This is a genomic window from Streptomyces poriticola, assembly GCF_036689765.1.
GTDB classification, from domain to species: domain Bacteria; phylum Actinomycetota; class Actinomycetes; order Streptomycetales; family Streptomycetaceae; genus Streptomyces; species Streptomyces poriticola.
Genome location: NZ_JBAGKH010000005.1, coordinates 260,953 through 272,302 on the forward strand (window position 1 = coordinate 260,953; position 11,350 = coordinate 272,302).

Consider the following 11,350-nt stretch of genomic DNA (forward strand, 5'->3'; position numbering starts at 1 on the left):
TGCCTCGGTCACAGCATCCCGCGCATCCGCACGATCTCGCTGGTCTGGGTCGCCACCACGTCGTCCGCCATCTCCTCGATCTGCACGTTGTTCCCCTGGGCCTTCACGTCGGCGACCATGGTGAGCGCGCCCTCGTGGTGGGTGATCATCAGGGTGAGGAAGAGCTGGTCGAACGCCTCGCCGCGCGCCTGGCGCAGCTTCTTCAGCTGCGCCTCGGTCGCCATCCCGGGCATCGCGGAGTGGTCGTGCCCGCCGTGCCCGCCGTCCGGACCCGTCTCTGTCTCCTTCTTGCCGTGCCCGGTCAGCCAGCCGCGCATGGCGTCGATCTCCGGCCCCTGGGCGGCGGCGATGCGCTCGGCGAGCCGCTTGACCCCGCCCGACGCGGCCCGGTCCGGCGCCAGGTCGGTCATGACCAGCGCCTGTTCGTGGTGCACGATCATCATGCGTGCGTAGGTGACGTCCGCGGCGTTGGGTGAATCGTCGTCGGTGCGCTGCTCGCGGGCCTCCTCGGCGGACAGGGTGCGGTTGTCCTCGCCCGGCAGGCCCGGCACGAGGACCGAAGGCCCGTCCGCCGCGGCGGACCCGGTCTCCTCGCCGGAGTCGCACGCCCCGAGCGCGAGTACGGCCAGGGCGGCCAGCGAGGCGGTGGCGAGCGACGCACGGGACGCGGGACGGAAGGGCACGACGACCTCCTGGGGCGGGTGCGAGGGGCGGCACCTCGTGAGTGCCGTGACCGTGTTAGCACGCTTCCGCGTGTCACTGATCAGAAAACTTCACCATGTGACCGTTGCCCTCTGTTGGTATGTGCATGGCGAAGACGATACTGCGGAGGTGTGTGCCGTTCCCGAGCGAACGGACCGAGGGAGGAAGACAGTGATCCTGTTGAACGACCCGCGAACACGAGGCAGACGCCTGGGAGTTGCGGCCGCCGCCGCCGGACTCCTGGCCGCACTGCTCACCGCAGCTCCGGCCACCGCGACCCCCGACCCGGGGGACGGTCCGGCCGCCTCCCGGGAGGTGTCCGGCAGCGACCGGGCCGAGGTGCAGGACGCCCTCGAGAGCGGCGAGATACCCGCCCGGGACGAGGTCGTCCACTCCGACAACATCCGGCACCTCGCCAACATCCCCAAGGACGTGCTGCCGGGCACCAACTCCGACCTGGCCTTCCAGGGGAAGTACGCCTTCGCCGGCAACTACGACGGCTTCCGCATCTTCGACATCAGCAACCCCAGGGCCCCGAGGACGGTCGCCCAGGTGCTGTGTCCGGGCGGCCAGAACGACATCTCCGTCTCCGGCGACCTGCTGTTCCTGTCCACCGACTCCTCGCGCAGCGACAGCAGTTGCCACAGCACCACCCAGCCGGCGACGGAGAAGTCCTCGTGGGAGGGCATGAAGGTCTTCGACATCAGCGACAAGCGCAACCCGAAGTACGTCGCCGCGGTCGAGACCGCCTGCGGCTCGCACACCCACACGCTGGTGCCCGAGCGCCGCAACGTCTACATCTATGTCGCCTCCTACTCGCCGAACGCCGCCTACCCCGACTGCCGGCCGCCGCACGACGGCATCTCGGTCATCAAGGTGCCGCGCAGGGCCCCCGAGAAGGCGAAGGTCGTCGCCTTCCCGGTGCTGTTCCCCGGTGACGGCCCGGACGGCGGGGGCAACCCGGGCGGGCCCACCAACCCGGGGGTGTCCAAGACCACCGGCTGCCACGACATCACCGTGCTGCCGTCCAGGGACCTGGCGGCCGGTGCCTGCATGGGCGACGGCATCCTGTTCTCCATCAGGAACCCGGAGCGCCCGCGGGTGATCGACCAGGTCCAGGACAACGTCAACTTCGCCTTCTGGCACTCGGCCACCTTCAACCAGCGGGCGAACAAGGTCGTGTTCACCGACGAGCTGGGCGGTGGCGGAGGAGCCACCTGCAACGCGGAGATCGGGCCGAACCGCGGAGCGGACGGTATCTACGACATCGTCGGCAAGGGCAAGCGGAGCAAGCTGGTCTTCCGCAGCTACTTCAAGATCCCGCGCCACCAGGCGGACACCGAGAACTGCGTGGCCCACAACGGCTCGCTGATCCCGGTCAGGGGCCGCGACATCATGGTGCAGGCCTGGTACCAGGGCGGCGTCTCCGTCTGGGAGTTCACCGACTCCCGGCGACCGAGGGAGATCGCGTACTTCGAACGCGGCCCGCTGACCACGGACCGGATCACCACCGGCGGCTCCTGGTCGGCGTACTACTACAACGGCTACATCTACTCGAACGACATCGCCAAGGGCCTCGACGTCCTCGAGCTCAGCGACCGGCGCACGGACCCGGCCGAGCGGGTCCGCCTGCGTGAGCTGAACGTCCAGACGCAGCCCGACTACTTCGGCCGGCGAGACTGATCCGGCCGGCCGGGCCCGGCAGTCCCGGCCGGCCCGCACGGCGGAGCGGACCCGGTCGCGAAGAACCGGGACAGATCCGTCCCGTCCCGCCCGCCGGGCGCCTCGGCGCCCGGCGGGTCCCCCAGTTCCCAGGCCAGCCGGTAGCGCGCGAACAACTCGGCGCGCAGCACCGGCACCGGCATCGGCACCCCCGGCACCAGGGCTGCGTAGACGGCGCCCATCAGCTGCGCCCGCAGCATCGGGTAGTCACGGTCGACGTCCCGTGAGCCGTGCCGGGCGACGGTGTCCCGCAGCAGCTCGGCCAGCCGCTGCTGCTCCGGGCAGGGCACGAAGCCCTCGGCCTGCAGCAGCCCCGCCATGTGCTGGCGCATGAGCACGGGCCGGTCCCGGGCGAGGCCCAGGATCGCGTCGACGGCCCGCGCCAGCCGCTCCGCGCCGTCCTCGGTGCGCGGCTCGCGCTCCAGCGCCTCCTCCAGCGTGCGGTGCATCAGCCGGTGCACGGCGGACTGCACGAGCCGCCGCTTGCCGGGGAAGTAGTACGACACCAGTCCGCGTGCGGAGCCCGCCCGGTCGGCGATGTCCGACAGCGTTGTCGACTCGTAGCCGTGCTCGCCCACCAGCTCCACCGCGGCCTGGAGGAGCCGCTCTTTCGACCGCCTGCGCAACTCTTCATTGACCGAGGCGCTCCGCGGGGACATCCTGTAACTCCTGCGTTGACTGGCTGCCAGCCAACTATACTCAGCGCTCCCGGACCGGTTCCGCCGCGGGCCAGTCCGGTCGCCGTCCGTCTCGGGCGACACGGGGGATCGTCCGAGACGGGCGGGCCCGTCTGCCCGCCCCGCTCGCGGCCGCGGGTCCCTTCGGTGCTCCGGTGCCGCGCATCGTCAGGCGGCCTCCTCCACAGCCGGCGGCTGTCCTTCCCCGGGCGCCCCGTCCCCTGCGGGCCGCTCCCGCGGAGCCGCCCGAGGTGTCCCCTCTCCGGTGAGCGCCTGCTTCCTGAGCACCGTGCGCACCCGCCCCTGCGACAGACGCAGCCGCGCCGCGAGTTCCGGCACCGGTACCCCGCGCAGGTGCGCCGCATGCACGGCGGCGTTGCGCCGCTGGTGCAGCCCCTGTGTCGCCGCCGCCGCGCGGTGCAGGACGACCGCCCGCCAGAGCGTCAGCCGCCTCGTCGCCTCCTCCAACCTGTCTCCCACCTGAAGCCCCCTGTCAGCGCGGTGTCCTCCGACCACGCATCACGGTCGACCCCTCGGACGGGGGTCACAAGGGCGCAGTACAGGCGCACGAACGCCTCGGCCCGTCGGGCCGACCGGTCACGTGAGGCCGACCGGTCACGCCAGGTCGGTCCGGATCAGGTCCAGGACCGCGCGCAGGGCGTCCGGCCGCTCGGCCACCGGCAGCCGGCCCACGAGAGCGGACGGTGCACCCGAGGGCCGCCGCGACCGCCGTCGGCCCGGCGGTCGTCCCCGACCATCGGGCCGACGGCGGTGCGGCCCGGGGCGACGCCGAGGTCCGTGCAGGCGGTGGCGAACAGCCGCGGATCCGGCTTGCGGACGCCGTGCTGGCACGACAGCACATGGGTGTCCACCCGGGGGCCGAGGCCGTGCGCGCGGACGAGCGGGCGCAGGTCCCACCCGATACCGCTGACCACGCCCACGGCGATCCCGCGCACGGGCAGCGTGCGCAGCCCCTCGCCGGCGTCCGGGTACGGCTGCCACGCGGCCGGCACAGTGTGCCGGTCGTACAGCGCGTCGGGCAGGTCGGGCCGCGGCAGCGGCACCTGCCGGGACAGCCCGGTGCACGCCTCCCGGTGCAGCCGGGTGCTCTGGTCCCGCACCTCCCACAGAGCGGCGAGGCTCAGGGGCACCCGCAGCGGTTCCGCCCCACCGGGCAGTGCCCCGGCCGTCTCCAGCGCCCGTGCCCTGACGGACGGCTCGGACTCGGGCACGGTCGTCACCCCGGCCCGTACGAGGACCGCGCGCAGCCATGCTCCGGTGGAGTCGATGCGGAACAGGGTCCCGGAGAAGTCGAACAGCACGGCGGTCGTGCCCGCGATGCTAGGCGGACCGGTCGCCGTGCCACCGCCGGTGGGCGAGAACCGCCAGAGCCACCGTCAGCCCGCCCAGCAGCCAGCCGCCGACGACATCCGTCGCCCAGTGCACGCCCAGCCACACCCGGGTCAAGCCGACACCGGCCACGGAGAGCACCGCCACGGTGAGCCCGGCCCGGCGCACCGCGGGCGGGGCGCCGCAGCGGTGCAGCAGCCACAGCAGCAGACCGCACACGAAGGCCGCGGTCATGGCGTGCCCGGACGGGAAGGCCGCGTAGTCGGCTCTGTCCACGGGGTCCGGCCAGTCCGGCCGGTCCCGCCCGACCAGCGACTTCAGGCCCTGCTGCGCCAGAGTTCCCAGGGCGCAGGCCGCGGCCAGCCACCCGGCGGTCCACCGGTCCCCCCGCCACACCACCAGCCACACCACCGCGCCCCCGCACAGCAGCCGCATCGCCCACGGGTCCCACACCCAGTCCGTCAGGATCCGGCAGGCGCGGGTGACGCCCGGTTCCTCGACCGCCCAGCGGTGCGTGCTCCGCGCGACCTCCTCGTCCAGCGCGACCAGGGGCCGCCATCCGGTCACGACGAGCAGCAGCAGCAGCGTGGAGCACACGCCCAGCAGCCAGGCCAGGGTGACGGCCGCACGCGGGCGGGGCGGCGAGGCGAGGGGCGGCGTCGGCATCCTTCGATGGTCGCCGAAGCGCCCGGCGCGGAGCCAATCACCCACCGCGGCACCGCCGAACGGGGGACCGGGCCGGTCTGCTATCCCAGCGCGCGCAGCCCGGGGACGAACGCCACCAGCACGGGAACGACCGGTACCAGGGAGGCCGCCGCGGTCAGCCGCAGCCGTCTGCCCGCCGGCAGCCGGTCCTGGGGGGCGAGCAGCCGGTGCACCCGCTGCGGGACCTGGGCCTGTGCGGCGGGACACGGGCCGAACACACCGCGGCCCTCGTTCAGTTCCACCAGTGCCAGGGCCGTCGTCAGCCGGCCGAAGCGGCGGGAGGCCACGTCGTCCGCGGCCAGTTCCACCAGACGGTGCATCTCGTCGCGGAACGCGGCGAACACCGGAACCTGCGGGAAACCGCCCGCGAGCGCGGCGGAGCAGTGCAGCAGCCAGTCGTGCCGGGCCTGCGCATGCCCCTGCTCGTGCGCCAGCACCGCATCCAGCTGGCGGCCTTTCAGACGGTGCAACGCGGCGGTGGTGACCACCAGTTGCGGGGGAGTGCCGGGCAGCCACCAGGCGTCCGGCCGCTCACCCTCCAGGACGACCAGCCGGTCCCGGCCCGGGACCTCGCCCGGCAGCAGCGGAGCCCGGTCGCGCAGTTCCGCGCGGCGCAGGCGACGCCGCGCCCGGGCCCGTAGCACCTCCCGCACCAGCATCGCCGCGCTCCACAGCCCGCCGCAGGCCAGCGCCACCGCGGTGGTGGCCGCACCGTGGCCCGCCGTGCCGAGCGCATAGGCCTCGACCACCCCGTGCGGCGCGGGGGCGAACACGGAACCGCCCACCGAGTGCCACGCCGCCGCCGCGCTCAGCGTCATCGACAGCGCGCAGCACACCAGCACGGCCGCCACCACGCACTGCCAGGCCCACAGCGCGACCACCGGTTCGCGGTCCGTCCAGTCGGCCCGGGCGAGCAGCCGGGGAGCGACGACGGCGGTCAGGGCACCGAGCAGCAACAGGGCCGCGGGGAGGATCATGCGGGCAGCCTATGAGCGCCGGGCCGCGCGGGCCACGGCCTGCCGCCGCAAAGTGACGCAGGCAACGGCGCCCGGCGGGCCACGGGCGGACCACCGGTAACCGGGACCTGCGCGAGATGCGGTGCCGGGTCACATGGTCAGCAGCATGGCGAGCATCGCGATCCCCATCGACAGCCGGCACGCCCGCGCCAGCTCCGGCCGGTCGCCCCACCCCGTGGCCGCCGGACCGTCGTCGACGGCGGCCACGGGCACCAGGCGCACCCCGGTCAGCAGCACGTAACCGGCGAAGTAGAGCAGCAGCGCACCCGTCAGCAGGGGAACACCGGAGCCGCCGTGCGCAGCGGTGTGGCCGTGGACGGCGGCCGGGGAGACCGTCATCACGACCGACATGTAGACCATGGCACCGGAACCGACGAGGTGGTGCAGATGGTGCCGGCCGCTCCGGGCCGCCCACAGGCTGTGCAGCCCGACGGCCCCGAACAGGGCGGCGTAACCGGGCCAGGCCCAGCCGGGCGGCGTGAACACCGCAGCGGGCACGGCCATGCCGGCCATGCCGAAGCCCATCACCGCCTCGCCGCCCGCCGACCGGCGCTGTTCCGCGGCACCGCTGCGCATCCGCAGCACACAGTAGGCGCCGGTCGCCGCGCACAGCGCGACCAGCAGCCAGCCGGACGACGCCGGTCCGTGCACTGGCACCTCCCCGCTCGGCGGTCCGCCCCGACATCCGACACCGACGGTCGGGCGAGGGATGCCCGGTCGGTGCGGTGCGCACGCGAGCGCAAAGGTGCATCCGGGGAGCATGCCGCGGGGCTCCCCGGGAGCGAGGCTATCTTTTACAAGTGAAACACCTGTTAAGGTCAAGGTCATGAGCAGTGCGACGACCTCCGTCCCCGGTGACCGGCCCCGCCGGCGGCTGTCGCCGGCCGGTGCGCTCCGGCTGCGCCGTCCCTCCGAGATCTGGTTCAAGCCGGCCCTGAGCTCCGTCGCCGCCGCTGCCCCGCCCAACCTGACCCTGCTGGCGCTCGGCCGCCTCGACCTGGCCATGTACACCATGGCCGGCTCGCTGTGCGCCCTGTACGCCCACAACCGCCCCTACGCCGCCCGTGCCCGCGCCCTGGCCTGGGTGGTCCTCGGCATGCTCGGCGGTCTGGCCGCCGCCCTGGTCACTGCCTCCCTCACCCGCGACCCGGTCGTCCTGGTCGCTGCCGGCGCCCTGCTCGCCGCCGCGCAGAAGGTGCTGTGCGACGCCACCCGCATCGGCCCGCCGGGCAACGTCGTCCCCACGTTCATCAGCTCGGCCTCCCTGTTCGTCCCGCAGACCGCAGCCCAGGTCCCCGGACATCTGGCGCTGGCCGCCGCGGCGGGCGGCTGGGCCTGGCTGGTCGGCATGGCCCCCGGCCTGGTCCGTCCGCACGGCCCCGAGCGCCGTGCCACCGCCCACGCCCTGCGTGCGGCCGCCGCGTACGCCGACACCCGCGGCACCGGGGAGGGTCACACCGGGGTCCGTGACGCCGGGTACGCCGCCGTGCGGACGGCCTGGCAGGCGCTGCTGTCGCTGCCGCCCGCCGGCCGTCGCGCCACCGCCCGGCGCGCCCTGGAACGGCTCCTGGTCCGCGCCGAGGCCGCGCTCGCCGCGCCCGCCGACGCCGACCCGGAGCGGCTGCGCTGCTGGGCCCGCGGACTGCGCGGCACCGGCCGGATCCCCGGCACCGCGGAATCCGGCAGCGCGGAATCCGGCAGCGCGGAATCCGGCAGCGCGGAATCCGGCACCGAGACCGGCCCGGAGATCCGCGCGGACGAACGCCCCGGCGCGGAATCCGGGCCGGCGACCGGCCACCCGCCCTGGTGGCGGCTCGGCCCGATCGCCCCGATCGCCGTCCGCACCGCCCTCGGCTGCGCACTCGCCGGATACGCCTCGCTCGCCCTCGGTGTCGGCCGCCCCTACTGGGCCCTCGTCACCGCCGCCGCGCTCTACCAGGCCGGCCTCGCCCTGACCTGGAACCGGACCGTCCAGCGCGTCGTGGGCAACCTGGCCGGAGTGCTGCTCTTCGCCGCCGTCGCCCCGCTCGCCCATCTGCACCGGGCTCTGCTCGTCCTGTGCTGTCTCGCCCTCACCTTCGGCGCCGAGGCGCTCATCACCCGGAACTACTGGCTCGGCACGGTCTGCGTGACCCCGATGGCGCTGCTGATCACCGAGTTCGCCGGCTGTCTGCGGCCCGGCGAGCTGATCGCCGAGCGGGTGGTGGACACCCTCGTCGGCGCCCTGGCCGGCTTCCTGGTCGCCGTCGCAGTCACCGACCGGCGCGCGGCCGACCGCGTCGAGCAGGCGCTGACCGCCGCCCACCGGGCCCGCGAGCGCACCGCCCGGCTCCTGGCCGAACCGGCCCCCGCGCCCCGCGCCCTGGCGGCCGCGCGGCGCCGGCTGGTCGCCGCGCCGGCCGAGCTGCGGGCCACCGCCGATGCCGCCGGGGGCGAGTGGCCGCGGTGTTCGCTCCCCCAGGAGCGGGTCGCCCTCGCCGAGCAGGCCGGACACCGTACGCTCGCTGCCTCGGTGCGACGCCGGCAGCCGCGTCCGCACCGTGACACCGACCCGACCACGGAGGACGTACGGCCATGACGGCAACCGGCAACGACCCGGCGAACGGGCCCGCGGGGGCGGGCGCACGGGGCGGGGACACCGTGGCCGGAGTCGTCCGGCAGTGGCGGGCCGTCCACCCCGGCCTCGACACCGGCCCCATGGAGATCATCGGCCGGATCAACCGCTGCGCCGCGCTCCTCCAGCAGGCCGAGGACGCCCCGCTGCGCCGGGCCGGGCTCAGCCGCCCCGAGTTCGATCTGCTCGGTGCGCTGCGCCGGACCGGGCACGAGCTGACCCCGGGCGAGCTGGCCCGGGAGACCTTCTCGTCCGGTGCCGCCGTCACCAAACGGCTCCGGCAGCTCACCGAGCGCGGGCTGGTCGAGCGCCGCGCCGACAGCCGTGACCGCCGCGTCGCCCACGTCCGCCTCACGGACGCGGGCCGTGACCTCGTCGACGCGGTCCTCCCCGAGCAACTCGGCTACGAGACCGACGCGCTGTCCGGTCTGCCGGCCGCCCACCGGGACGACCTCGCCGCCCTGCTCGGCGACCTCCTCGTCCAGCTGGAGGGCAGGCTGGGCGGCCTGCGGCACTGAGCCCGCGCACGGCTGTGCCCCGGTACCGGGGCCCCGGTACCGGGCGGGGCCCGTACCGGGGCCGCGCCGCGTCGTGCGGCGCCGCCCTGCGTGATCAGATGCCCGGCCGGTACCGCAGCGGATGGTCAGCGGGCACCTCGACCAGCACGATCCGGGTGCCGTCCGGGTCCGCGATCCACATCTCGATCAGTCCCCACGGCTCCCGCAGCGGCGGGCGGACGATCTCCACGCCCCTGGCGCGCAGCTCGTCGTGGGCCGCCGCCGCGTCCTGGACCTGCATCCACACCTTCAGACCGGGTTCCATCGGACCCTCGGCACGGCCGGAGACCTCCAGGAAACCGCCGCCGAGGAAGTAGACGGTGCCCCGCTCCGGCCCGGTGCCGAACTCCCGGTGCACGGCGAGCCCGAGCTGCTCGCCGTAGAAGGCGCGGCTCCGGTCGGGGTCGGTGGGACGGAGCAGGATGCGGCTGCTGAGTACATGCACCATGCACCGGAGCCTAGTGCCCGGGTTACGCTCTTCGGTGCCCACCGCCCCGCGACGACCGGCGCCGGGCCGCGCCGAGAAGCCGGAGATCCGTGCCATGGACACCGCCGCCACCGGACTGACCTTCCGCGACGCCGTCGACACCGACGTCGACGACCTGGTGGCGCTCATAGAGTCGGCGTACCGGGGGGACTCCAGCCGGGCGGGCTGGACCACCGAGGCGGACATCCTCGGGGGGCAGCGGACCGATCCCGAGGGCGTGCTGGAGGTGATCAAGTCGCCCGAGAGCAGGCTGCTGACCGTCGAACGGGACGGCCGGACCGTGGCCTGCTGCCAGCTCGAACACCGAGACGCCCACGCCTACTTCGGGATGTTCGCGGTCAGTCCGGATATGCAGGGCGCCGGACTCGGCAAGGTGATCATCGCGGAGGCGGAGCGGCAGGTCCGCGAGGCATGGGGCGTCACGGAGATGCACATGACCGTGATCTCCGTGCGCGAGGACCTGATCTCCTGGTACGAGCGCCGCGGCTACCGCCGTACCGGCCGGATGACGCCCTTCCCGTACGGCGACGAGCGCTTCGGGATCCCGCAGCGCGCGGACCTGCAGTTCGAGCTGCTGGTCAAGCCGCTCGGCCGGGGGCTCACCGCATGACGTTCACGCGGTGAAGCGGGCGCTGCGCCGGATCTCCGGGTAGTCGGTGGTCGCGCCGTCCAGCCCCAGCGCCCGTACCAGCCGCAGCTGCTGCTGGGTGTTGACCGTCCAGGACAGCACCCGCAGGCCCGCGGCGCGCGCCCGCTCCACGGTCTCCAGGGTGAGGCGGCGCACATCCAGGCAGACGGTCACCGCCCCGGCCGCGACGGCCCGGTCCACCACCTCGGGACCGTAGTACTCGGCGACCAGCGCGGTCCGCACCCCCGGCACCAGTCCGGCGATCTCGACGATCGCCTCGTCGTGGAACGAGATCACCTCCACCCGGTCGGCCAGGCCCCGCCGCAGCATCACCTCGGCCAGCGCCCGCGCCGCCGCCGCGTCCTTGATCTCGGCCTGCAGCGGCAGCGACACGGCGTCCACCACCTCCTCGAAGACCGGGACGCGCTCGCCTCGGCCCGCGTCCAGGGCACGCAGTTCGGCCAGCGTCTTCTCGGCGATCGGCCCGCTGCCGTCGGTGGTGCGGTCCACGTCGGCGTCGTGCATGACGACCAGTGCGCCGTCCTTGCTCAGATGCAGGTCCAGTTCCACGACGTCGAGGCCGGCCCGCTCGGCGGCGACGAAGGAGCGCAGCGTGTTCTCGGGCTCGACACCCGCCACTCCGCGGTGACCGATGGTGAGGAAGTTCAAGGTCCGCTCATTTCCCGTCGACGACCGGGGCCAACAACCGGACCTCTTCCCCTGCGCCGCGCTCCGTATACGGCGGGGAGGGCTCCGTTTCCGTGGCGCAGCACACACCAGCGGCGTCTCGCAGGAAAAAATGCGGTGAAGCCCAGGGTGCGGCAGGATAATTTCCTGAGGCCCCTCTTGCTGGCTGAAACGTCATATGCGTACGGTGTGAGCCGACGCGAGG

At 74.1% G+C, this 11,350-nt stretch carries 12 protein-coding genes and 1 pseudogene; 4 read left to right on the forward strand and 9 right to left on the reverse strand.

Annotated features, from left to right (window positions below; all coding sequences use genetic code 11):
* Positions 1 to 8: 8 nt before the first annotated feature.
* Complete coding sequence (locus V5O46_RS11215) at positions 9 to 683, reverse strand: DUF305 domain-containing protein (protein ID WP_332884377.1); 675 nt, start codon at positions 681 to 683, stop codon at positions 9 to 11.
* A 190-nt stretch (positions 684 to 873) separates the two neighbouring features.
* On the opposite strand from V5O46_RS11215, the gene V5O46_RS11220 reads away from it, so the two are divergent.
* Positions 874 to 2,385 carry an LVIVD repeat-containing protein gene (locus V5O46_RS11220; RefSeq protein ID WP_332884378.1) on the forward strand — a complete coding sequence of 504 codons (1,512 nt, stop codon included), beginning with the start codon at positions 874 to 876 and terminating at the stop codon, positions 2,383 to 2,385.
* On the opposite strand, the gene V5O46_RS11225 is transcribed toward V5O46_RS11220, so the two are convergent.
* From V5O46_RS11225 to V5O46_RS11250, 6 genes and pseudogenes are all read right to left on the reverse strand, one after another.
* The gene (locus V5O46_RS11225; RefSeq protein WP_332884379.1) at positions 2,364 to 3,083 is read right to left on the reverse strand and encodes a TetR/AcrR family transcriptional regulator; all 720 of its coding nucleotides are present in this window, start codon (positions 3,081 to 3,083) and stop codon (positions 2,364 to 2,366) included. The two genes, V5O46_RS11220 and V5O46_RS11225, sit on opposite strands and share 22 nt — an antisense overlap.
* Positions 3,084 to 3,269: 186 nt before the next feature.
* Positions 3,270 to 3,581, reverse strand: a complete 312-nt coding sequence (locus tag V5O46_RS11230; RefSeq protein ID WP_332884380.1) for a hypothetical protein — start codon at positions 3,579 to 3,581, stop codon at positions 3,270 to 3,272.
* Between the two features lie 135 nt (positions 3,582 to 3,716).
* Positions 3,717 to 4,441 (reverse strand): annotated as a pseudogene (locus V5O46_RS11235) (HAD family hydrolase).
* A 1-nt stretch (position 4,442) separates the two neighbouring features.
* Positions 4,443 to 5,117, reverse strand: a complete 675-nt coding sequence (locus V5O46_RS11240; RefSeq protein ID WP_332884381.1) for a phosphatase PAP2 family protein — start codon at positions 5,115 to 5,117, stop codon at positions 4,443 to 4,445.
* 80 nt (positions 5,118 to 5,197) lie between these two features.
* Positions 5,198 to 6,133 carry a M56 family metallopeptidase gene (locus tag V5O46_RS11245; RefSeq protein WP_332884382.1) on the reverse strand — a complete coding sequence of 312 codons (936 nt, stop codon included), beginning with the start codon at positions 6,131 to 6,133 and terminating at the stop codon, positions 5,198 to 5,200.
* A gap of 129 nt (positions 6,134 to 6,262) precedes the next feature.
* A complete protein-coding gene (locus tag V5O46_RS11250; protein WP_332884383.1) occupies positions 6,263 to 6,823 on the reverse strand; it encodes a DUF5134 domain-containing protein in 561 nt (186 codons plus the stop codon).
* 175 nt (positions 6,824 to 6,998) lie between these two features.
* On the opposite strand from V5O46_RS11250, the gene V5O46_RS11255 reads away from it, so the two are divergent.
* Positions 6,999 to 8,750 carry an FUSC family protein gene (locus V5O46_RS11255; RefSeq protein WP_332884384.1) on the forward strand — a complete coding sequence of 584 codons (1,752 nt, stop codon included), beginning with the start codon at positions 6,999 to 7,001 and terminating at the stop codon, positions 8,748 to 8,750.
* Positions 8,747 to 9,304: a MarR family winged helix-turn-helix transcriptional regulator gene (locus tag V5O46_RS11260; protein ID WP_332884385.1), complete on the forward strand. Its 558-nt coding sequence runs from the start codon at positions 8,747 to 8,749 to the stop codon at positions 9,302 to 9,304. The genes V5O46_RS11255 and V5O46_RS11260 overlap by 4 nt, the downstream gene beginning before the upstream one ends.
* Before the next feature lie 94 nt (positions 9,305 to 9,398).
* Here the strand turns inward: V5O46_RS11260 and V5O46_RS11265 are convergent, their stop codons facing one another.
* Positions 9,399 to 9,791, reverse strand: a complete 393-nt coding sequence (locus tag V5O46_RS11265) for a VOC family protein (RefSeq protein WP_332884386.1) — start codon at positions 9,789 to 9,791, stop codon at positions 9,399 to 9,401.
* A 94-nt stretch (positions 9,792 to 9,885) separates the two neighbouring features.
* Here V5O46_RS11265 and V5O46_RS11270 point away from each other — a divergent pair, with 94 nt between their 5' ends.
* Positions 9,886 to 10,440: a GNAT family N-acetyltransferase gene (locus V5O46_RS11270; protein ID WP_332884497.1), complete on the forward strand. Its 555-nt coding sequence runs from the start codon at positions 9,886 to 9,888 to the stop codon at positions 10,438 to 10,440.
* A gap of 3 nt (positions 10,441 to 10,443) precedes the next feature.
* Here V5O46_RS11270 and V5O46_RS11275 read toward each other — a convergent pair whose 3' ends face one another.
* Positions 10,444 to 11,127 (reverse strand): glycerophosphodiester phosphodiesterase, encoded by a 684-nt coding sequence (locus V5O46_RS11275; protein ID WP_332884387.1) that lies wholly within the window; start codon positions 11,125 to 11,127, stop codon positions 10,444 to 10,446.
* Positions 11,128 to 11,350 lie beyond the last annotated feature (223 nt).

What these genes read in the sequence shown, in the direction of transcription:
- V5O46_RS11225 (WP_332884379.1), bottom strand. Translation starts at nt 3,083, where the DNA reads ATGTCCCCGCGGAGCGCCTCGGTCAATGAAGAGTTGCGCAGGCGGTCG.
- V5O46_RS11240 (WP_332884381.1), bottom strand. Translation starts at nt 5,117, where the DNA reads ATGCCGACGCCGCCCCTCGCCTCGCCGCCCCGCCCGCGTGCGGCCGTC.
- V5O46_RS11245 (WP_332884382.1), bottom strand. Translation starts at nt 6,133, where the DNA reads ATGATCCTCCCCGCGGCCCTGTTGCTGCTCGGTGCCCTGACCGCCGTC.
- V5O46_RS11255 (WP_332884384.1), top strand. Translation starts at nt 6,999, where the DNA reads ATGAGCAGTGCGACGACCTCCGTCCCCGGTGACCGGCCCCGCCGGCGG.
- V5O46_RS11260 (WP_332884385.1), top strand. Translation starts at nt 8,747, where the DNA reads ATGACGGCAACCGGCAACGACCCGGCGAACGGGCCCGCGGGGGCGGGC.
- V5O46_RS11265 (WP_332884386.1), bottom strand. Translation starts at nt 9,791, where the DNA reads ATGGTGCATGTACTCAGCAGCCGCATCCTGCTCCGTCCCACCGACCCC.
- V5O46_RS11270 (WP_332884497.1), top strand. Translation starts at nt 9,886, where the DNA reads ATGGACACCGCCGCCACCGGACTGACCTTCCGCGACGCCGTCGACACC.